Annotated in this window: 16 protein-coding genes; 9 read left to right on the top strand and 7 right to left on the bottom strand. The window is 58.6% G+C overall.

Going from position 1 to position 22125, the window contains the following annotated elements:
• Nucleotides 1-175: 175 nt before the first annotated feature.
• The gene (locus ACVOLZ_RS19735) at nucleotides 176-1576 is read right to left on the bottom strand and encodes a sigma-54-dependent transcriptional regulator (protein ID WP_481517613.1); all 1401 of its coding nucleotides are present in this window, start codon (nucleotides 1574-1576) and stop codon (nucleotides 176-178) included.
• A 58-nt stretch (nucleotides 1577-1634) separates the two neighbouring features.
• Entirely contained in the window at nucleotides 1635-3260 is a 1626-nt protein-coding gene (locus ACVOLZ_RS19740; protein ID WP_481517614.1) for a sensor histidine kinase, read from the bottom strand.
• Nucleotides 3261-3515: 255 nt separating this feature from the next.
• Here ACVOLZ_RS19740 and sucC point away from each other — a divergent pair, with 255 nt between their 5' ends.
• The 7 genes from sucC (at nucleotide 3516) to ACVOLZ_RS19775 (ending at nucleotide 10900) form a co-directional block, all read left to right on the top strand.
• The gene (gene sucC, locus ACVOLZ_RS19745; RefSeq protein WP_346499776.1) at nucleotides 3516-4685 is read left to right on the top strand and encodes an ADP-forming succinate--CoA ligase subunit beta; all 1170 of its coding nucleotides are present in this window, start codon (nucleotides 3516-3518) and stop codon (nucleotides 4683-4685) included.
• A 21-nt stretch (nucleotides 4686-4706) separates the two neighbouring features.
• Nucleotides 4707-5582 (top strand): succinate--CoA ligase subunit alpha, encoded by an 876-nt coding sequence (gene sucD, locus ACVOLZ_RS19750; RefSeq protein WP_481517615.1) that lies wholly within the window; start codon nucleotides 4707-4709, stop codon nucleotides 5580-5582.
• A 47-nt stretch (nucleotides 5583-5629) separates the two neighbouring features.
• Complete coding sequence (locus ACVOLZ_RS19755) at nucleotides 5630-5863, top strand: hypothetical protein (protein ID WP_481517616.1); 234 nt, start codon at nucleotides 5630-5632, stop codon at nucleotides 5861-5863.
• A 280-nt stretch (nucleotides 5864-6143) separates the two neighbouring features.
• Nucleotides 6144-6524: an endonuclease domain-containing protein gene (locus tag ACVOLZ_RS19760; protein WP_481517617.1), complete on the top strand. Its 381-nt coding sequence runs from the start codon at nucleotides 6144-6146 to the stop codon at nucleotides 6522-6524.
• Between the two features lies 1 nt (nucleotide 6525).
• A complete protein-coding gene (locus ACVOLZ_RS19765) occupies nucleotides 6526-8163 on the top strand; it encodes an NAD+ synthase (RefSeq protein WP_481517618.1) in 1638 nt (545 codons plus the stop codon).
• 473 nt (nucleotides 8164-8636) lie between these two features.
• Nucleotides 8637-9836: a tyrosine-type recombinase/integrase gene (locus tag ACVOLZ_RS19770; protein WP_004883034.1), complete on the top strand. Its 1200-nt coding sequence runs from the start codon at nucleotides 8637-8639 to the stop codon at nucleotides 9834-9836.
• The gene (locus ACVOLZ_RS19775) at nucleotides 9833-10900 is read left to right on the top strand and encodes a PDDEXK nuclease domain-containing protein (RefSeq protein ID WP_004883035.1); all 1068 of its coding nucleotides are present in this window, start codon (nucleotides 9833-9835) and stop codon (nucleotides 10898-10900) included. Before ACVOLZ_RS19770 ends, ACVOLZ_RS19775 begins: the two co-directional genes overlap by 4 nt.
• A 239-nt stretch (nucleotides 10901-11139) precedes the next feature.
• Here the strand turns inward: ACVOLZ_RS19775 and ACVOLZ_RS19780 are convergent, their stop codons facing one another.
• The 5 genes from ACVOLZ_RS19780 to ACVOLZ_RS19800 all read right to left on the bottom strand — a co-directional run bounded on the left by ACVOLZ_RS19780 (nucleotide 11140) and on the right by ACVOLZ_RS19800 (nucleotide 18423).
• Entirely contained in the window at nucleotides 11140-12387 is a 1248-nt protein-coding gene (locus ACVOLZ_RS19780) for a hypothetical protein (protein ID WP_004883036.1), read from the bottom strand.
• 288 nt (nucleotides 12388-12675) lie between these two features.
• Complete coding sequence (locus ACVOLZ_RS19785; RefSeq protein ID WP_207570148.1) at nucleotides 12676-14469, bottom strand: UvrD-helicase domain-containing protein; 1794 nt, start codon at nucleotides 14467-14469, stop codon at nucleotides 12676-12678.
• Between the two features lie 8 nt (nucleotides 14470-14477).
• Nucleotides 14478-16616, bottom strand: a complete 2139-nt coding sequence (locus tag ACVOLZ_RS19790; RefSeq protein ID WP_004883041.1) for an AAA family ATPase — start codon at nucleotides 16614-16616, stop codon at nucleotides 14478-14480.
• A gap of 105 nt (nucleotides 16617-16721) precedes the next feature.
• Nucleotides 16722-18131 carry a Shedu immune nuclease family protein gene (locus tag ACVOLZ_RS19795; protein WP_004883043.1) on the bottom strand — a complete coding sequence of 470 codons (1410 nt, stop codon included), beginning with the start codon at nucleotides 18129-18131 and terminating at the stop codon, nucleotides 16722-16724.
• A 61-nt stretch (nucleotides 18132-18192) separates the two neighbouring features.
• Nucleotides 18193-18423, bottom strand: coding sequence for a type II toxin-antitoxin system RelB/DinJ family antitoxin (locus ACVOLZ_RS19800; RefSeq protein WP_050554911.1), 231 nt, complete (start codon nucleotides 18421-18423; stop codon nucleotides 18193-18195).
• A gap of 640 nt (nucleotides 18424-19063) precedes the next feature.
• On the opposite strand from ACVOLZ_RS19800, the gene ACVOLZ_RS19805 reads away from it, so the two are divergent.
• Both ACVOLZ_RS19805 and ACVOLZ_RS19810 read left to right on the top strand, forming a co-directional pair.
• The gene (locus tag ACVOLZ_RS19805; protein WP_004883049.1) at nucleotides 19064-19894 is read left to right on the top strand and encodes a DUF932 domain-containing protein; all 831 of its coding nucleotides are present in this window, start codon (nucleotides 19064-19066) and stop codon (nucleotides 19892-19894) included.
• Between the two features lie 80 nt (nucleotides 19895-19974).
• Nucleotides 19975-22041, top strand: a complete 2067-nt coding sequence (locus ACVOLZ_RS19810) for a ParB/RepB/Spo0J family partition protein (RefSeq protein ID WP_004883050.1) — start codon at nucleotides 19975-19977, stop codon at nucleotides 22039-22041.
• The last annotated feature ends 84 nt before the right edge of the window (nucleotides 22042-22125 follow it).

Here is a 22125-nt window from a genome sequence, read left to right on the forward strand (position 1 = left end):
CCCCCACCCCCCCCCCCAACCCCCCCCCCCGCGGGTCGGGCTGTCCCCCCCCCCGTGGCGGGGGGGGGTCTTGCTCCCCCCCCCCCCCCCCGGCTGGCCGCGCCTCTACCGTGGGGATTCACTGGTAGCGCCAGCCGCGCATGGCTCGGCGCCACCTTGGTTTTGCTCGTCTGCCTTACTCCATGCCCAGTTTTTTCAGCTTGTAGCGCAGGGCACGGAAGGTGATGCCGAGCTGGGCAGCGGTCTTGGTCTTGTTCCAGCGATTTTCTTCCAGGGCCTTCTGGATCACTGTGCGCTCCATCTGCTCGATGTAGGAGGGCAGGGCGGAGCTGGCAGGGTCTATGTCGACAACGGCTTCCTGGGGGCTGGCAATAGGTGCCGGAGTGTCGCTGTTGGGCGCGCGAGGCGGTGCGTTTTGCGGCTGCGGCAGGCGCAGGTCGCTGGCGTCGATGCGGTCGCTGTCGGCCAGTGCCAGCGACCGCTCGAGGATATTCTCAAGTTCGCGGACGTTGCCGGGGAAGGAATAGGCATCCAGCGCTTCAAGTGCCGAAGACGCCAGTTGTGGTGGCTTCTGGCCCTGCGACTGCGCCAAACGGTTCAAGATGGTGCTGGCCAGCTGCGGCAGGTCGCCACGGCGTTCGCGCAGCGGTGGCACCCGCAGTTCAATGACGTTGATGCGGTAGTACAGGTCGTGGCGGAAACGCCCGTCCTGCACCAGGGTGCTCAGGTCTTTGTGGGTGGCTGAGAGGATGCGCACATCGACGTTGACTTCGGTGGCGGCGCCTACCGGGCGCACCGATTTTTCCTGAATCGCGCGCAGCAGCTTGACCTGCATCTGCAGGGGCAGCTCGGCAACTTCATCCAGGAACAAGGTGCCGCCGTTCGCTGCCTGGAACAGGCCAGGCTTGTCGGCGTGGGCGCCGGTGAAGCTGCCCTTGCGATGGCCGAAGAACTCGCTTTCCATCAGCTCACTGGGAATGGCGCCGCAGTTGACCGGGATGAATGGTCCTGCCGCACGCGCGCCCTGGTCATGGATGGTACGGGCCACCAATTCCTTGCCGACGCCGGACTCGCCCAGGATGTAAACCGGCGCCTGGCTGCGGGCAACCTTGCCGATGGTGGCGCGCAGTTCATCCATTGCCGACGAGCTGCCGAGCAGACGGGTGGCGTTCTCCGGCGGTGGCGGGGTGCTGGGGCGTGCTTCATTGTTCAGCTCGATGGCATGCCGGACCAGGCCGCGCAGCACATTGATGTCCACCGGCTTGCTGACGAAATCGAAGGCGCCGGCTTTCAGTGCTTCCACTGCCAGATCCATGCTGCCGAAGGCGGTGATCATCGCCACCGGGGTGGACGGGTGGTCGCGGGTGATCTCGGTGACCAGCTCGATGCCGTTGCCGTCAGGCAGGCGCATATCGGTCAGGCATAGGTCGAAATGGTTGCTGGCCAGCAGTTCCCGGGCCTCGGCCAAGTTTGCTGCGGTACTGATCCGCAAGCCCATCCTGCCAAGGGTGAGGACCAGCAGCTCGCGGATGTCGCGTTCGTCATCGACGATCAGGGCGCTATGTGTTGCGTTCATGAATGGAACGATAGCCGAGGTAGATGCATGTCTACAAACGATTGCTTCGAAAAATGGCTCATTGATGCTGGCCGCGGGCGAACGCGGCTTTTGGGATGCTCAGGGTCAGCCGGAAGCAGGCGCCGCCAGCGGGAATGGACACATAGTCCAGCTGGGCTTGATTGGCCCGGCAAAGCTCGCGGGCGATGTAAAGGCCCAGCCCGGTGCCGTGTTCGGAGGTGGTGTAGAACGGCCGGAAAAGTTGGGTGGCAATGGCATCCGGGATGCCGGGGCCACGGTCCATCACGTCGATGATCGCATTGCGCTCGGCCGAGGCGACGCGGATGCGGATGCGTGCCGGCTCATCGGCTACCCGGCCATACTTCAGGGCGTTGTGGACCAGCGCGGTCAGCACCTGGTGCAGGTGCCGGGGGTCGATCATTGCCATTATCGATGGCTCGCGGATCACCGCTTCCAGGCTGTCGTTCTCCAGTGACAGGGTCTGCCGGTACTCGATCACGAAGCGGCGCACGAAGGCGGCCAGGTCGAGGTTTTCCGGGTTTGCCCGTTCGCGTCGGGCCAGCGCCAGCACGCTCTCGACGATGCCGTTGGTGCGTTGGCATTGCTGGTGGATGATCTGCAGCAAGCGTCGGTCGGCCTCGCCAATGTCTTCGGACTCCTCCAGCAGCTGGGTGGCGTAGTTGATGGCTGCCAGCGGGTTGCGGATTTCATGGGCCAGGCTGGCGGAGAAGCGGCCAAGAGTGGACAGGGTCAGCGATTCGGCCCGGCGCGAGACCACGGTGGTGTCGTCCAGGAAGATCAAGGACATATCGCTGTCGGCCAGCAGGCGGGCAAAGCGTGGCAGTACTTCGGCCTGCTCCGGGGCCAGCTGCAGCGGTTGTTCGTCTTCGTGCCAGCCATTGCGCCAGCGTTGCAGGCGCCGCGCCAGTTCCGGCGAAGCGATAGTCAGAGCGACACGCTCGGTGGCAAGCGCGCCTTCCATGTCGCCGAGCAGGGCGGTGGCGGCTTCATTGGCCAGTGTTATGTGGCCATTGGTGTCTACTACCAGCACGCCGGTGCGCATGCGGCGAATGATCAACTCGTTCACTTCGAACAGGTTGGCGACTTCGGCGCCGCGTTGATCGGCCAGTTGCTGGGTGCGGCGGGTGCGGCTGCCGATCTGGTAGGCGATGAAGGTCAGCGCGAGATAGCTGGTGACGAACATTGCCAGTTCGGCCAGCGTGCGGGTGTTTTGCCCGCCCTCCAGCATCTGCCAGATGTACTCCGCAACGCTGGCGGCACAAGCCAGCAGGGCGATCAGCATCGCCCTGGACAGCGGCAGCAGCAGGCCCGCTGCTGCGATGTTGAACAGCAGTGACATCGAGATGCCAGCGCTGGCACCGGGCAGGGCGTGGCTGAGCAAGGTGGCGGCGGCGATGTCGACAACCACGCTGCCAATCACGATGCGCTGTAGCCAACGCTCGTTGCGGCCCCAGATCAACAGGCCGATCGAGACAAGCAGATAGGCGATGGAGACTGCTTGCGCCAGCTGCGGCTGGTGGGCCTCGCCCACCATGGGAGTAAGTGGCCCGAACACCAGTGCGCTCAGCAGTGCGGCGACCAGCACCCGGTACAACGCAAAAAAGTACAGCTCGCGCGTTGGGATGGATTCTATGCGGTCGATGATCGACGAACTGGGGGCCAAGCCGGATCTCCTATCCAAGCGTTATCGGCCCAGTATAGGTGCGCCACCCCTTGCGCGGGGAGTCCCGGGCGCGTCCGGCAATCGCCGGCAAGTTACTGAATTGGTGGGTAAAATCATGCCGGTTCTGGCGATTTGTACAGACTTCTTTGCGTGCTGGGCCGCCGTCGGCGACAATATCGGGCCCGCCCGCCCTGTCAGTCGGCCATTTCTGGCCCTGCGGACTGCGTGCGGTCGTTCCTATTCCCACGGTGACGCATGAATTTCCACGAGTACCAGTCAAAACAACTGCTTGCCGAATACGGCATCCCGGTCCCGGCCGGCAAGGTCGCTGCGACCCCGGACGAGGCTGTTGCAGCTGCCCAGTCGCTGGGCCAGGGCCCCTGGATGGTCAAGGCACAGATCCACGCTGGCGGCCGCGGCAAGGCTGGCGGCGTCAAGTTCTGCAAGACCACCGATGACGTCAAGGCCGCTGCGGCCAAGATGCTCGGCACCAAGATGGCCACCTACCAGACCGCAGGCGTCGAGCTGCCGGTCAACCTGGTGCTGGTGACCACCGCCGGTGAGATCGTCAAGGAGCTGTACCTGTCGGTGCTGGTTGACCGTGGCACCAAGACCATCACCTACATCGCTTCTTCGGAAGGCGGCGTGGAGATCGAGCAGGTTGCTGCTGAAACCCCGGAGCTGATCCACTCGCTCAACGTCGACTTCGTTGAAGGCGTGCAGGGCTACCACGGCCGTGATTTCGGCTTCAAGCTGGGCCTGACCGCCAAGCAGGCTGGCCAGTTCGCCAACATCATGGTGAACCTGTACCGCCTGTTCAACGAAAAGGACCTGGCGCTGGTTGAAATCAACCCGCTGGCCATCCTGGACGACGGCAACCTGTACGCGCTGGACGGCAAGTTCGACAGCGACGACAACGCCGCGTTCCGTCAGAAGGCTCTGGTTGCCATGCGCGACAAGACCCAGGAAGACCCGACCGAAGTGATCGCTTCGGAGCTGGACATCAACTACGTCACCATGGACGGCAACATCGGCTGCATGGTCAACGGCGCAGGTCTGGCCATGGCCACCATGGACGTCATCAAGCTCAACGGCGGCGAGCCGGCGAACTTCCTGGACGTGGGCGGCGGTGCCAACAAGCAGCGCGTCATTGAAGCCTTCAAGCTGATCCTGTCCTCGGACAAGGTCGAAGGCATCTTCGTCAACATCTTCGGCGGCATCGTCCGCTGCGACATGATTGCCGAAGGCATCATCGCTGCCGTGAAGGAAGTGGGCGTCAAGGTTCCGGTCGTGGTGCGCCTGGAAGGCACCAACGTGGAAGAAGGCAAGCAGCTGCTGCGTGACAGCGGCATGGCCATCATCCCGGCTGACAACATCAACGATGGCGCCAAGAAGATCGTTGAAGCTGTCAAGAACGCTGCCTGATCCGACACCGAAGGAAATCCAATGTCTGTTTTGATTAACAAGAACACCAAGGTGATCGTGCAGGGCTTTACCGGCCAGCAGGGCACCTTCCACGCCACTCAGATGATCGAGTACGGCACCCAGGTTGTCGGCGGCGTGACCCCTGGCAAGGGCGGCACCACCCACATCGACCTGCCGGTGTTCAACACCGTGGCCGATGCCGTGCAGAGCACCGGCGCCAATGCTTCGGTCATCTACGTGCCGCCGCCGTACGCGGCTGATGCGATCCTGGAAGCGGCTGCTGCCGGCATCCAGGTCATCGTCTGCATCACCGAAGGCATCCCGGTGCTGGACATGCTGCGCGTCAAGAACGTGCTGACCCGTTCGCATCCGGACACCGTGCTGATCGGGCCGAACTGCCCCGGCGTGATCACCCCGGGCGAGTGCAAGATCGGCATCATGCCGGGCCACATCCACATGCCGGGCAAGATCGGCATCGTGTCGCGTTCGGGCACCTTGACCTATGAAGCGGTCAAGCAGACCACGGAAGTGGGCCTGGGCCAGTCGACCTGCATCGGTATCGGCGGCGACCCGATCAACGGCCTGAACTTCGTTGACTGCCTGAAGCTGTTCAACGAAGACCCGCAGACCGAAGGCATCATCATGGTTGGCGAAATCGGTGGCGACGCTGAAGAAGCCGGTGCCGAGTACATCAAGAACCACGTGAAGAAGCCGGTTGTCGGCTTCATCGCAGGTGCTTCGGCTCCGGCCGGCAAGCGCATGGGCCACGCCGGTGCGATCGCATCGGGCGGCAAGGGCACGGCTGAGGGCAAGTTCGCGGCGATGGAAGCTGCTGGCGTTGTCACCGTCCGTTCGCCGGGCGACCTGGGCGCTGCAATCGCGAAGCTGGTCAAGTAAGACTGCGCTTCAGTGATTTGAGAGAGGCCACCTTCGGGTGGCCTTTCTTGTTTTTGGGGTTGGTGGAAGGCAGGCAAGAGCAAAAGCAAGGGCTTGCCCTCACCCCTACCCCTCTCCCGCAAGCGGGAGAGGGGACAGCTAAAGCCAAAGCCAAAGCCAAAGCCAAAGCCGAAGCCAAAGCCAAAGCCGAAGCCGAAGCCAAAGCCGAAGCCAAAGCCGAAGCCAAAGCCGAAGCCAAAGCCAAAGCCAAAGCCGAACTTCGGCCGGGGCTCGGGTTTTGAATCATTGTTTTGGACTTGGCTCTGGCTCTGGCTGTGGCTGTGGCTCTGGCTGTGGCTCTGGCTCTGGCTGTGGCTGTGGCTGTGGCTGTGGCAATTGCTTTCCCCTCTCCCGCCTGCGGGAGAGGGGTAGGGGTGAGGGCAAGCTTTTGCCTTTGCCTGCGCTTTCAGCCACCTCCCTCGCATCGCCACAAAAACGGGAATCTCTCCACTCAAAGACCCGTTTCCTCCGATTCCATCCGCCGCTCCGTAGCGCAATCGTCTCCCAACAAAGGAGGCACCCATGCGCAAAGGCAGCAAAACCAATAGCGCCCGAGCCCTGCGCCGGCGCATGACCGATGCAGAGCGGCGCATCTGGTACTTTCTCAGAGGCCGCCACCTGGTCGGCTTCAAGTTCCGCCGCCAACACCCGATCGGCCCCTATGTCGTCGATTTCGTCTGCCTGGAACACAAACTGGTCATCGAACTGGACGGCAGCCAGCATGCAACCGACCCCAATGACCGCCGCCGCGATGCCTTCCTGCACCGCAATGGCTACCGCGTGCTGCGCTTCTGGAATAATGAAGCCTTGAGCCACACCGCCGCGGTCTGCGACAGCATCCTGCGCGCGGCGCTGGCAACACCAAGCCCCCGCAGGGTGCGGGGCCAAGCAGAAGGTTGTTGATATGTCCGAATCGCTACGCATCGCCCTGGCCCAGTTCGATTTCCCGGTCGGGGACGTGGACGGCAACGCAGGCCGCATCATCGAGCTGATGCAAGAGGCGCGTGACGAATACGGTGCCGATGTGGTGCTGTTCCCGGAACTTGCCATCAGTGGCTATCCGCCGGAAGACCTGCTGATGCGCCCTGGCTTCCTGCGTAGCTGTGAGCAGGCGTTGGCGCGGGTAGCGGCGGAAGTGCAGGGCATCGTGGCCGTGGTTGGCTGGCCGCAGAGCGCCGGTGCGGTGGTGTACAACGCCGCCAGCGTACTGCGTGATGGCGTCATCGCCACCACCTACCGCAAGCGCGAGCTGCCCAACTATGCGGTGTTCGACGAGCGACGCTACTTCGACGTGGACCCGGATGGTGGCAACTGCGTGTTCGAGGTCAATGGGGTGAAATTGGGCCTGGTGATCTGCGAAGACCTGTGGTTCCCCGAGCCGCTGGCTGCCACCGTCAAGGCCGGTGCCGAACTGGTGCTGGTGCCCAACGCCTCGCCGTACGAGCGTGGCAAGCACGCTCAGCGCGATGCGCTGCTGGCCGAGCGCAGCCGCGAGACCGGTGTGGCCATCGCCTACGTCAACACCGTCGGCGGCCAGGACGCGGTGGTGTTTGATGGTGCTTCGGTCGTGGCCGATGGCGACGGCACCGTGCATCCAGCCGCCGTGGCTTTCACCGAAGAAATGCTGGTGGTCGAATACAACGTCGCCGCGCGCAGCTTCATGCCGCTGCGCTGGATTGATGACGGCGACGAGAGCATGGACGCCTTGGCCTGGCGCGCGGTCACCCGCGGCATCCAGGACTATTGCGGCAAGAACGGCTTCAGCAAGGTATGGCTGGGCCTGTCGGGCGGTATCGATTCGGCGCTGGTGCTGGCACTGGCGGTGGATGCATTGGGCGCGGACAACGTCACTGCCGTCAGCCTGCCGTCACGCTACACCGCGGATCTGTCCAATGATCTGGCGGTGGAGCAGTGTCGCGCGCTGGGCGTGAAGTTGGAGACGGTGCCGATCGAGCCGGCCTTCCAGGGCTTGATGCAGTCGCTGTCGGCTATGTTTGAAGGTCAGGCGGCGGATGTCACCGAAGAGAACCTGCAGTCGCGTAGCCGTGGCGTGATCCTGATGGCCTTGGCAAACAAGTTCGGCGGCCTGTTGCTGACCACCGGCAACAAGAGCGAGTACGCGGTGGGTTACGCCACCATCTATGGCGATATGTGCGGTGGCTACGCGCCATTGAAGGACCTGTACAAAACGGAAGTTTACGGCCTGTCCAAGTGGCGCAATACGGTGGGCGGCGCGCCGGTGATTCCGCCTGCGGTGATTGCCCGCGCGCCATCGGCCGAGCTGCGTGACAACCAGACAGACCAGGATTCGTTGCCTGCTTACGACGTGTTGGACGGCATCCTGTACCGCTACATAGACCAGGAACAATCGCGCGAGGACATAGTTGCTGCTGGTTATGCGCCGGAGGTAGTGGATCGGGTGCTGAAGCTGGTGCGTATCAGTGAATGGAAGCGCCATCAAGCTGCACCGGGACCGAAGGTTTCGCGGCGCGCGTTTGGCCGTGAGCGCCGTTACCCCATCACCAATGGCTATCGCGGCTGATTGTTTCGCCGCTGGTAGGTATACACGGAAGGGGCCGGAAGGCCCCTTCTGCTTGCCTCGAATGGGACTCTGACTGCCGGCGCTTCGTTGAGTTTGCTTGCCCACTGATTCGGAATGTGCCAAAGCGCGCAATTGCGAGTTGGGAGGCGTTTGCCTTGTCGCAATCCAGCAATCGCGGCATGCAATAAAGTCGGTTATCGACAAATCATCTACATGTTGTGGGTGCAGGATGGAGCCACAAGAAAACACCGGTTCATCTCTCTCTCCTTGCCACTGCTTCGTCGGTGGCATTTTTTATTTCACCATGACTCCAGCACCGAAATTCGCTGGACTACGCTACAGCCCGATACAGCAGGTTTATCAATGACTTAAGCGAGTTCAACATATGCCGGTGCTTTCCGAAACCTGACCTGACTTCCGACCGCCTGACTCCTATCCGGCCCTTGGAATCCAGGTCTTTCCAAGGAGTCATCATGGCTAAGATCAAACTCACTAAGTCCGCTGTCGATGCGGCGCAACCCCAGGCAGAGGCCGTCGAACTCCGGGACACGCTGGTCCCCGGCTTCCTGTGCAAGATTACCCCGGCGGGTCGCAAGGTGTTCATGCTCCAGTACCGGACGAACGCTGGCGAGCGCCGCAAGCCCTCGCTAGGACTGTACGGGGAGCTGACCGTCGAACAGGCGCGGTCGCTGGCGCAGGAATGGCTGGCCCAAGTCCGCCGAGGCGGAGATCCCGCCGCAGAGAAGGCGGAGGCGCGCCAGGCACCTACGGTCAAGGAGCTATGCACGAAGTTCATGGAGGACTACTCCAAGAAGCGCAACAAGCTCAGCACCCAAGCCGGCTATCAGGCTGTCATCAATCGCAACATTATTCCGCTGCTGGGACGCAAGAAAGTTCAGGACGTGAAGCGTCCTGAAATCGCCGGACTGATGGAAAAGCTTTCGTACAAGCAGACCGAGGCGAACAAGGTATTCAGCGTCTTGCGCAAGATGTTCAACATGGCCGAGGTATGGGGCTATCGGCCCGACGGTACCAACCCTTGCCGTCACGTCCCGATGTTCCCTGCCGGCAAATCGACTCACCTCATCAGCGACGAAGAAATGGGCAACCTGTTCCGACAGCTCGACAAGATCGAGTCGGAGGGGCTGGAGAACTACGTCATCCCTTTGGGAATCCGCCTGCAGTTCGAGTTCGCCGGCCGCCGCTCGGAAATCATCGCGCTGGAATGGAACTGGGTTGACTTGCAGAACCGGCGCGTCGTCTGGCCTGACAGCAAGACAGGCGGCATGTCTAAGCCCATGAGCGAGGAAGCCTATCGGCTACTCTCGACGGCACCCCGGCAGGAGGGTAGCCGCTATGTGCTGCCTTCTCCTAGCCACGCTGGCAAGCATCTAACCACGGGCGAGTATTACGGTGGCTGGAGCCGTGCGCTCAAGGCGGCTGGCGCTACGCACGTGGGCACGCACGGCATCCGCCACCGTTCGGCGACCGACATTGCCAATTCGGGCATCCCGGTCAAGGTCGGCATGGCGCTAACGGCGCACAAGACCGTCGTCATGTTCATGCGCTACGTCCACACCGAGGATAAGCCGGTGCGAGAGGCGGCCGAACTGGTGGCGAATCGGCGTAAGACGATCACCGGGATGCAGGGAGCCAAGGAGGTGGCCGCATGACCCGGCGCAAGGCATCCGTCTCAGCGCCAGCAGCGCCGCCCGCGCTGCTGGGCGACATCCGGGCACTGATCGAAGCGTCGCGCCAGCGCGTCGCCTCGGCGGTCAATGCCGAGCTGACATTGCTGTTCTGGCGCATTGGCCAGCGCATCCATACGGAAGTGCTTGCCGGGCAGCGGGCCGGGTACGGCGACGAAATCCTGCCGACCCTGGCGGCGCAGCTTGTCCGCGACTACGGACGTAGCTTCGCGGACAAGAACCTGCGCCGGATGGTGCAGTTCGCCGCCACCTTCTCGGACGAGCCAATTGTCGTGACGCTGTCACGACAATTGAGCTGGTCGCATTTCGTGGCGCTGCTGCCGCTAAAAGACCCGCTCCAGCGGGACTACTACGTGCAAATGGCCAGCGCCGAACGCTGGAGCGTGCGGACGCTACGCGAGCGCATCGACTCGATGCTATACGAGCGCACGGCGCTGTCCAAGAAGCCGGACGAGACGATCACGCAAGAGCTGGCGGCGATGCGCGATGCGCAGCGCATGTCGCCGGCGCTGGTCATGCGCGACCCGTACATCCTCGACTTCCTGGGCCTGCGCGATACCTGGCAGGAAGGCGACCTGGAAGCCGCGATCATCCGCGAAATGGAGTCTTTTTTGCTGGAGTTGGGCGCGGGCTTCTCTTTCCTAGCCCGGCAGAAACGCATCCAGATCGACGACGAGGATTTCCACCTGGACCTGCTGTTCTATAACCGCAAGCTGCGGCGGCTGGTGGCGGTGGAGTTGAAGATCGGCGAGTTCAAGGCAGCATACAAGGGGCAGATGGAGCTTTATTTGCGTTGGCTCGACAAGCACGAACGCGAACCGGAGGAAGCCTCGCCGCTGGGCATCATTCTTTGTACCGGCAAGAAGTCAGAGCAGATCGAGTTGCTGGAGCTGGACAAGTCGGGCATCCACGTAGCCGAATACCTGACGACCCTGCCGCCGCGTGCGGTGCTGGGGGAGCGGTTGCAGCAGGCGACCGAACGGGCGCGGTTGCAGATCGAGCAGCGGCAGCCTGGCGAGAAGTCCTGACAGCAGCATCTGTCCAACCGTACACCCAAACCACAGCACGAGCATGTGGCAACGGATCTCTTGCTCTATCGAGGCTCCATGCTAGTGTGGAATCGCCATAGGCCGATAAGGAACTGGCCTGCGGCTCAAGGATGCGCTGGGGCTAGTGGGCGCGAGCGCCCAATCACATGATTATCGCGGGCAGCAGCGCCATGTTCTATGCCGATCGCTGTTTTAATTAAATATCTCAAACTATAAAGTCAGTTAATTTTTTCAAAATATTCACGAATCAAGTCATCATTTTTTAAATACGAATCGAGAACCTGAAACAGAAAAAGATCCCCGCTAATATTTATATCAAACGGGATCATTGAGTTATCTATTTTGAATGTCTTTATTTTTCTATGCCCCTTGATGTTGGCATTGCTCAATCTTTCTTGATAGCTATCCAACGTATATACGATAAATTCGTGATCCAAGTGAGTTATAAAAAAATCATCGCCTTTTGAACTGTATTCAAGATGGATGACTTGCGTTACGACGTCGTCGCCTGCCACCTCAAAGTCCTCCATCAATTCTTCAAAAGTCAAACTTAGCTTCTCTGCGTCATGGTGAATCCATAGATTGTTCTCATATTTATCGGTGGAGTAGAACTTTGACAATCTAGGAAGGGAAGATATTTTCAATCGCAACGGAGCGCCAAACTCCATCTCCTCCATTGCAGGGACATAATCGGAGACGTAATCAATCCTGAATGCTATTTCGGACAGCATTCCTTTTTCAATGAGTTCCTCGATAGAGGTAAGCAGCTTCCTCGGAACTTTTATCCAGAAGTGTCGCCCTATGCGTTCATCGCGTATTGTCTGACTATCCTTGTCGTTGAATATCTGAATATTCTCGTTCAGGCTGACAAGACTATATTTAGAGAACTGAGCATCTTCCTTTCTTATGTCAATTCCAATTTTCTCGTACTCACGTTCAACTACCTTGGAATATTTTAGCTCCAGCATCTCAGCCCTCCCCATGATTGATTGGTGCTTGGAATAAAAAATGCAGCCAATGCGATAATTTGCGTAATTTTCTTTTATGTACGAAACACCATCTTCGTCATGGATATGCTTGTAGGAATTGTTGAGAATTTCTAGCGATCCCGGATACTCGTTGAGATAATTATTTAAGTAGTCCATTAAATGCTGGATTGTCTTTATAGCCAATCGCTTGTCCACTAGATCAAGCTGTGGCCCATAAAACTTGGCTGCGTTTGGATGGTCGCGTTTGGCTTCAAATTCTTTCAGAATGGCCGCCTTTTCATTCATGCAGCCCTCCGTATAAGCACGCATTACGTCTGCCTGAAAGCTCTCATTTGCCAGAGAGGTTTGGATGAGGGGAAGCAATTTCTTGACAAAGATCGGGTCTTTATTAAGAAAGACGTAGCAAAATTTCCCAAAGCTGAATAACGCGATTTTTTCCGAAGAAAATTCATTGATTTCTTCAAAGATATTTTTCATATTTTTTACTCAACTCGCCGTAGTCCAAATAGTAAGCGACGGAACCTTGAGCGTCTCCACTTTGTGGATCGCGCTGCTCCACGTTCGCTATTCGCTCATCCCTGACGGGACTGGCATTCGCCAGCCCTCCACGGCCCGACACTGTGATCCGGGCCTGCGCGCTCCGCTTGCATGTTGAGCTGGCGACAGCAGGGCATGCAGAGCGAGCCGCGCGCAGATGATTCAGCCAAACGCTAAACAAAGCTGTAGGGCATCCCATAGAGAGCGCGGTTGCGCTACTCGTGATTTCTATGGAATTTGATCGTATCCAAAACTGCATGAGGCAAGCTTGCGAGTTACTTGATACTCTTCGCCAGAATACTGGCGAACTCGACCTCGTTCCGAAACAAGGTGCAGGTTCTTCCTTGCCCGCGAACCAATGACATACAGCAATTTCATCGCGCTTTCTTGACCGTTCGGATCATTGAAATGCGGCACCATATCTTCTAATAATGCATAAGCGATCACTGCATCGAACTCGGCTCCCTTGACGCCGTGTATCGTCGAGATGGTGATTCCAGTCCTATGCTGAAATACCTTCCTGAATGTCTCAATATCGCCTATAAATTCGCTACCTTCACTCTTCAATCGATTTACCCGGGCTTGCGAACTATCGAAGAAGGCAACGTGATGCTCTTGAAGCAGCGTGAAAAGGCGAAAGTCGATTGCTAAGTTTGCAAACAGACGCTCGAAAAATGCGCTCAAGTAGGTAAGACCATCTGTTTCATCGATCTTAATTGCATTGCACTCCCTCAACAAGGACCTCCGCGTGAGCTTCGACACGCTAGCCCCGGCCGCCTCTAGGTCATTCAGAATCTCCCCGGCCCACCGCAGTCTGCGCACATACATTCCCGGCGATGCCTGAGTAAGTGCAATCTTAGAAAGCCTGTACCAGAAATTCTCTGTGTCCCGTGCAAAGGGAACCATACCGGGGCCATCGAATGAGTACTCCGGCATGCTGGCGACCAAACGACGTGTCATGCTTGCAAGATGCGTCCACTGTGGCGCGAGAATGCACACCTCGTGAGGTGAGATGCCCATAGTCTCAATGTTGAAACGGATGAGCCGGATGAGCTCAGCGTCCAGATCATTTTTGCTCACTGTGTCGTCGAATGAAATAAGGCTTGGGTACGCCTTGTCCTCGGATGCGGCTTCGATGCGTGTGTTGTGAACGTTGTAGTTTCCGAAGTACTCAATGATGCGCTCAGAAGAACGGTAGTTCCGCGACAGTTCGAGTTCGTCCAAATCGATATTGGCCATCGCCTTGAAATCCTCGAAGGCAATCGGATATCCGCCAAGCGATTGATAAATCGCCTGGTTAGGATCTCCGACAATAAAGGCCTTGGTCGCACCTTGACCAGCTTTCAGAATGGCGGTGATGATCGAATACTGAATTCGTTTGGTGTCCTGATACTCGTCGATCAGCACGAAAGAGAACAACTGTGCCAGAAGAGTGCTGATCGCAGGATGACGTGCGATCAGTTGGTACGCATAGTAAAGAATGAGCTCAAAGTCTAGCTGCCGACTTTCGTGCAGAATCTCAAAATACTTGCCCAATATGACGTGAAGACCCGAATGCTTCCAATCTTGTGGGCAGGAGAGCACATATCCAGTTTCGGTGTAATAAAACTCACAATCCCAGAATGTTATTTTTGGCTTCTGGTAAGGCTTGCACAATGCCTCCAGGATTTTCTCGCGCTCATGCTGATCGATCACACGGAAGCCTCGATCCAACGCTTCGTGATAGATGCCGTACGGTTTCAATATCCATTCAAGACAGAACGAATGTATCGTTCCTATCCATAATCGGGATGTATCCACCCCAAGGCTCTCAATGCGCTCGTGGATTTCGTCGGCGGCACGGTGCGTATAAGTGATGGCAACGACAAACTGCTTGTTCGATTTCAGCCTGGACAACTCATAGGCGATTTTGTAGGTGAGCGTGCGCGTTTTCCCGCTGCCCGGGCAAGCGATGAGAAAGACGCTCCCTGGCTTCAGAATGGCTGCTTCCTGCTCGGGATTCAGATCATCTTTGTTCCACATGAACATGATCAGAACACCGCGAGTACATCGTTGATGCGATCATCTGGGAACGTGGCAAGCATCTCGTTTCGGATGCCGACGAAGTCGATGTCTCCATTTCGGAAGGCCAGCAGCTTGGCCCTAAAGTCGTCGAATACGGCAGACGCAGTGAAGATATCTTCTGCATCGATGTAGTTCACGCGGTAGCTCAGCACGTTAAACCAGACTTCCTTAGTGACCACCGGATGCGCAAAAGCGATGGCGTCCAAGATGTACTTCGGAATGGCGGTCTGCGGATCGATCTTCTTTCCCAGCAAGATGGCAAACCATCCCTTGCCGTAGTTGTCCGCCATGGTCAATGCGCGCTGACCGAACAACGCGATGTCCGCTGATTCGAGCTCCGCCTTGGCCGTCGCGATGGTTGGTGCATCCTTGTAGACATCAGGAAGGATGCCGACCACCTTACGCGCATTGCCGGCGGCAATGAAGTCGACCTCGAAGGTATGGGGGGCAAAGAATGGAGAAACCCACCCGTTATCTTTGAAGGTGTCTTCCAATAACGCTTTCCTGGCGACCCCTTTTTCCTGGGATGCCTGATACTTGCCCTTGCGCCGGAGCAGCCCTTCGGAGTCTCCCGCCGCCGGCGTTGTGTCAATGATGGACTTGTCAAGGTCGGTGACGATGCTGCACCGCTTCCGGATTCGGGCATCATCGAAAAGAACCGCGACGTTCTGAAATCCAGTGCTGCGGATATTAATTAAACTGATGCCGAGTTCATCAAGGCTGACGCCTAGCACGTTCTTGATCAGGATCGGAACGAGAATTTCTTCTGCATCGCCCTCCACTAAGAGGACGCTCTTGGCAAACAACAAGTTGCTACGGACAGCATCCAGGTAGCGTTGAATGTTGCCGATCTCTTCTGGGTTTAGGCCAATTGCAGGCTGGTATGCCTCGCAACGATCACCTTCTCTGCCGAGGATGTTCACGTTCTGAACATTGCTGACCTCAGAGATGTGCGTCGAATGGGTCGAATAAATGATCTGTGTGTCGTCGTATTTGAGCTTGTCGAACAGTGTTTTCTGGATATGTGTGTGAATGTGAGCTTCCGGCTCTTCGATAAGCAGAAAGTTGGCGATCGACTGTTTAGCCTTTTGATACTTGAATTCAAGCAGTTTCAACGTGAGGAATATCAGGTTTGCTCCACCAAGGCTCAGCTCGTGGATCGGTCCTTCGTGGCTCTCCCCCGATTCGCCAACGAACAGCTTGAGCGACTGGAACAACTTGTCAGCTTCGTCTGGCAGATCCGACTTGATAGAAAGAGAAGACGGCGAATACGCCTCACCCGCCGCATCCTTGATGGTGTCTCTGATATCCGTCCGGACGACCTGCACGTCTGGCAACGCTTCGATGGAGTCATTCAATGCCTTTACCCCGTCGGTGATAGCCTGGAACGCCACGGGGTCGATATCGCCGCTCTTGCCCTTCAGAAGCGAAAAGAGCGGATTTGTCCGGTTGTTGTGAAATTCGGAGACGACGTCCCGTAGCGCCTGGACGAAAGTGAACGAAATTTCTTTGGAGACGGACAGCACGTTCGGAATCTTCGCGCCGATAACACGAAATTCAACCTCTTCATTGAATCGAACATTCGCGAAGTCGCCGACCACATCCTTATAGAAGGCCTCGTCGTTGAAGTCGGCTTCACTCCGACCTGTGAAAATCGTTTCATAGTCGTCGATGGTGACCGGGTTCAGGATAGCGTCGAGGCCTGCCTGATCACCATCGTTCAATTGAGAAAGTCGCAGCCTGATTTCCTTCTTCGGACGAAAGATCAGGTTGTAAGTGGCCTTGCCGTTCGCCTCTTCCTCAATTACGCCCGTCCCATGTCGGAAGAGCGCCTGCACTGATTCATCCGCAGAGATTTCCTCAAACTCAAGACTGATGATGATCCAATGTCCCTGCCAGCGCCCTAGGCCGCGATGAAAGTCGGTATGCTCCAGCCGGTAGGCAGAGCGAATCATGTTGTCATCAAGCAGCAATCTGATTGCGCGAAAGAGATTGGTTTTGCCAGATCCATTTTCGCCGATGACAGTGTTGATACCCTTCTGGAACAGCAGCTTCGTGTTGGGAAAGTTCCGGTAGTTGACCAGGCTGAGCTTGGATATATGCATTTGATTCAATCTTGTTGTTGAAATCCACATGCCGATCGGCCGATGGATTGGTTGAACACTGCAGCCATTGATCCCAACTACGGAATGGCCAACTGTCAGTTGGTTTTAGAACGGCACCGTGTCTAAGGTAGGAATCGGTTGGAGCGCATTTTTAATCTCGGTTAGCCTTGCAAGTAGTTCATCGAAAGTCACGATCACGATCTCTGCGAACGCATTTCGAACGAGCTCGAATGACTTTCTTTGCTGATGCTCTTGTGGCGTCATGCCAGCGACAACTATGCAGCGAACCGCATAGCTGTGGAGGTCGTATCGGTTCATGTTATTTTTTATGACGGGTAGTTCACTCTGCAATTTGAAACGCTGATCTAGAATTTGAGCAATCGCTCCACCCAATTCTGTCGATGGGCCAAAAACATCATCTCCACGATAGGGAGATTTTCCTAGCAGTTCGGTTTGCGGCTTTTTTATCTCAATGAGGCCAAGATTGCCCGTGGAAGCGGATGCGTATAGAAAATCTGAAAATTTTCCGCCGGACCCGTTAAGTCGCTTGCCACCTGCATAAGCTTGCCCCTGAACCAGCATGGCTGGAACGGCAAATGCAAGACTAAGTATGAAAGGATTTTCCAGAAAGAAGCTTTGCCACTTGCTTTCCGTCAGTCCTTTTCCAAGCATTTCCTGGTATCGCTCAATCAGTTGATTCAGTGTGATGAGCTCAATATCATTCTTTAATGCCAGCAGCGAGCGCGGCTCAGATTCCGCCAGTGCTTCTATATTGTCTTGAACCATGCGAACAGCGGCGCGCCGATCACGCTTGGAAAGCGTCACATGCTGCCGCCCACCATCGGTCATTTCCGTTAGTGCATCAGGTCTTACGCTCTTCTTTAGAGCGGGAAATTGTGCTGAATCGGCAGCATGTAATAAGGTCTGGTAGACATGAAATTGCTTGTCCTTGCGCGCGTCTCTCTGGTGGCGAGAGGCTATGCGATTTAATTCTTTTCTTAATTCATGAAATCTTCTTATTCCGAGAATAAAGAATGGCGAATCAATTTTCGCGTCATTTCCTTTGTGGACAATGAGTATGCTTACGTTTTCTAAGCTGGCGGCTGTTTCGCAAATTTGCCGATATTCCCACAGAAGCCCCAAACCGAATCGAAAATCTTTGGCAAACCCATCCGGCAACTGCTCAAGAAGCCCAACGACATCGTCAGTAGTCTCTGGCAGTATGTAGGGCTCGATAACAGGCCGAGCGACGACGATGCGTTCAAGGGTGCCGTATTTAGGTTGCAGGTAATCGTCGCGATCTTCTCGAATATTAAGAGGCCAAATGGTCAATCTGTCTGGACACACATTGAGCAGTCTCGCTATTGGCGAATCCGGCTTGCGCTCCGCTGCGGGAATATCAGTGAAGAAAACGTTAATGCCTTCCTCTTCCGGTTCGGCTGCTTCAATGACAAGGAAGGGGCCGCCGTCCAAACGCTCACGTTGATTGAATGCTGAAGGTCTGATAGATGCCATGAACTATTCTTGATCCCTACTGTTCAGAGAAACGATTTGCGGGCCTTGCCTCAGCGCAACCTTATGGTGCCTTCCGATCAGAATCGGACGACACACGATTGATGTCAAAGGGGAGTGCCTTATCTGCCGCGATTCGGGTCAGCAGCATCCGAATCGCATCCGAAATTGATAACCCCATTTCAGCCAGAACAACAGTTGCGGCTTCTTTAATCTGCCCGTCAATCCGGGCACGAACGACGTCGTTACTTGCCATTGTTGCGCTCACAATAGATGTAGCTACATTGTGGCTCATAAGTACTATTGCGTCACTTACATTTTGTTGTGAACAGTAGAGCATCCCGGCGTGCCGCCGTCGGGCTCGCGGGCGTTGCCCCGCGCCTCGTGCCGAGTCGCGGCCATGCGGCTTTGATCCCTGATGCCTCCGGCCGTCTCTTCGCTCCTGGCCTGCGCGCGGCGCTTGCCCTCCAGGGGATCGGCTGGACAGCCCATCCCCGCCGCGCCTTGCTTGGCGCCCCTCGCATGCACCGAACAGGTTGCACCTGATCGACCAACAGCCATCCAGCTAGGCGTGCCGCTGGCACGCAGGGGCGCTCGCCGCGCGGCGTTGGTTTCAGCGCACCCCCTGGCCCATTGGCCGCTGTTCGTCTTTCCCCAAGTTCATCGCTTTTTCCCGCGACCGTAGCCCGCGGTGCCTGGCCGTCAAGGCGCGCAGGGCCGAGTCCTCGCTGCGCTGCGGGCCGCACCAACCCTGCGCTTCTCCCTTGACGGCCAGTCCCTCGCTGGCCCGGTTTTTCGCGGGCGATGAACTCAGGAAAGACGGCGGCAAACAGGACCGGCCCAGGTCTCTGCGCCGAACCAACCGAAGCCACAACGGGCTCCGAATCTTGGAATCCGGTCAGCTTTGAAACCACAGCAACTCATTGGAGAAAACCATGCAACTCGCATCTCGATTCGCTTCCCATTCCCCGACGCTGCGCAGTGACTACCCGCTGTCCGACGACCAAATCCGCCGCGTAGCCCCGTCCATCTTCGCGGAGGCCCCGCACGATAGCCGCTCCGAACGGTACGCCTACATTCCCACCGCCGCCGTGCTGGCGGAACTGCGCAAGGAAGGGTTTGAACCCTTCATGGCAGCGCAAACCCGCGTGCGGCACGACGACCGCCGCGACTACACCAAACACATGATTCGCCTGCGCCATGCCAGTCAGATCAACGGCGCGGAAGCCAATGAAATCGTGCTGCTGAACTCGCACGACGGCACCAGCAGCTATCAGATGCTGGCCGGAATGTTCCGGTTCGTTTGCAGCAATGGCCTTGTGTGCGGCGATACCGTGGCCGATGTGCGCGTGCCGCACAAGGGCGACGTGGCCGGTTCTGTCATCGAAGGCGCTTTCGAGGTGTTGAGCGGCTTCGAACGCGTGAAGGAATCCCGCGACCTGATGCGCGCTATCACGCTGGACGAAGGCGAAGCCGAAGTGTTCGCCCGTTCCGCGCTGGCCCTCAAGTACGACCCCACCGATAACAAGCCCGCGCCCATCACGGAAAGCCAAATCCTGATGCCGCGCCGGTTCGACGACCGCCGCCCGGACTTGTGGAGCGTGTTCAACCGCACCCAAGAAAACCTGACCAAAGGCGGATTGCATGGCCGCAGCGCCAACGGACGCCGCCAGCAGACCCGCCCCGTGCAGGGCATTGATTCCGATGTGCGCCTCAATCGCGCCCTCTGGATGTTGGCCGATGGCCTGCGCCAGTTGAAGGCCTGATTCCCCACGCGGCAGGGGCAGGCAGCAGCCCTTGCCGCTTTCTTCGCTGCTGCATCCCTGAACCGATAGGAGTTATCACCATGAACGCCATTACCCAAACCGAAGCCCGCGCCCTCAACACCGCCGCCGCTATCCCGCTGGAAGCCGCCGACCCGACCAAGAACCTGATTTTGGTTCCGCTGTCGCGGCTGGTGTCGCGTCCTGCTGGCCGCAACGTGCGCAAGACCCCGCGCATGTCCATTCCCGAACTCGCCGCGAGCATTCAGCGTGTCGGCCTGCTGCAAAACCTCATCGTCATTGCCGCCGCCGATGGCGAGCATTACGAAGTCGTGGCCGGTGGCCGCAGGCTGGCCGCGTTGAAGCTGCTGGCGAAGAAGCGCCGCATCAGCAAGGAATGGGAAGTGCCTTGCCTGTTGGTGGCCGATGGCACCGCCCGCACGGCCAGCCTCACCGAGAACGTGCAGCGCGAAGCCATGCACCCCGCCGACCAGTTCGAGGCATTCGCCGCGCTGGTGGCCGAAGGCCGACCCATCGAGGACATAGCCGCCGATTTCAGCGTCACGCCGCTGGTGGTGCAGCGCCGCTTGAAGCTGGCGAACGTCTCGCCCCGGCTGCTGGCCGACTACCGCGCCGAAGCCGTGACGCTCGATCAGTTGATGGCCCTTGCCATCACCGACGACCACGCCGCGCAGGAAACCGCGTTCTACGACGCGCCGACGTGGCAGCGCAACCCTTCCCAATTGCGCGACCGCCTCACCGAGCGCGAGATTGACGCATACCGGCATCCGCTGGTGCGTTTCGTGGGGCTGGATACCTACGGAGCCGCAGGCGGTGGTGTGCGCCGTGACCTGTTCGCGGAAGGTGACGCGGGCGTGTATCTGACCGATGCCGCGCTGCTGGAACGGCTGGCGCAAGACAAGCTGGCAGGTATCGCCGCCGAGGTGAAGGACGAAGGCTGGGCGTGGGTGGATGCCACCCCCGCCGTGACCCATGCCGACCTGCACGCCTTCCAGCGTGCGCCGAGGGAGCGCCGCGAACCGAACAAGCGCGAAGCGCAGCGCATCGAGAAGCTGCAAACCAAGATGCACGAACTGGCCGCCGCCGTGGATGACGCGCTTGATACCGAGGACGAGGAAAAGGCCGATGCCTTGCAGGAAGAAGGCGAAGCCGTGGGCGAGCAGTTGCAGGCGCTGGAAGATGGCTTGCAGGACTACGGCACGACCGTGAAGGCCGCAGCCGGTGCCATCGTCACCATCGACCGCAACGGGCAGGCAGTGATTCATCGCGGGTTGATGCGCGAGGCCGAGGCCAAGGCGCTGCGCACACTGGAACGCCTGCGCCAAGGTTTCGGCAGCGAAAGCGAAGCCGGGAACGACGACGAAGGCGAGGACGACGAGCAGCCCAAGACCGCCGCCATGTCCGACAAGCTGGCGCAGCGGTTGAGCGCCCACCGCACCGCCGCGCTGCAAATCGAAGTCGCCCGGCATCCGCAAGTGGCGCTGGCCGCGCTGGTGCATGGCATGGTGCAGACCGTCTTGCAGGGCAGCCACTACGGCCACGACTTGCCGCTGGGCGTGAGCCTGAAAGCGCAAGACCGGCTGGAAGGCATCGCCCCGGATATACCGGATTCGCCCGCCGCCGTGGCGCTGCGCGAGTTGCAGCAGGTAGCAGGCGAAGGCTTGCCGGAGGACAGCGCCGAACTGTTCGCCGTGCTGCTAGCGAAGTCGCAAGATGAACTGGTGCGGCTGCTGGCGATATCCGTGGCCGTCACGGTGGACGTGGTGACACCCCGCGCCACGCCGCAGCAACCGGGCGCGGAACTGGCGCAGGCTGTCGGCTTGGACATGGCCGCATGGTGGAAGCCCACCAATGAGGGTTATTTCCGGCATGTGCCGAAGGCCGCGATTCTGGAAGCCGTGGAGCAGTACGCCCCGGCGCACGTCACCCGGCTGGCGAAGTTGAAGAAGGCCGACATTGCCAGCGAAGCCGAGCGGCTGGCCGATGGCACCGGCTGGATGCCTGCCATCTTCAAGGCCGAAGGCACCGACGACACCACGGCGCAGGATGCGCCGCAGGCGGTGACGAACGACGAGCCGGAAGCCATCGACAACGACGACGAGCAGCAGGCCCACGCACTCGCCGCCTGACCTTCACCACCACCGAGCGCCCCGGGTTCGGCCGGGGCGCTTCGCTGGTGCATAAGCATACGCCCCCCCCCGGTGCCCCCCGGG

Source organism: Stenotrophomonas sp. STEN020 (assembly GCF_056760195.1).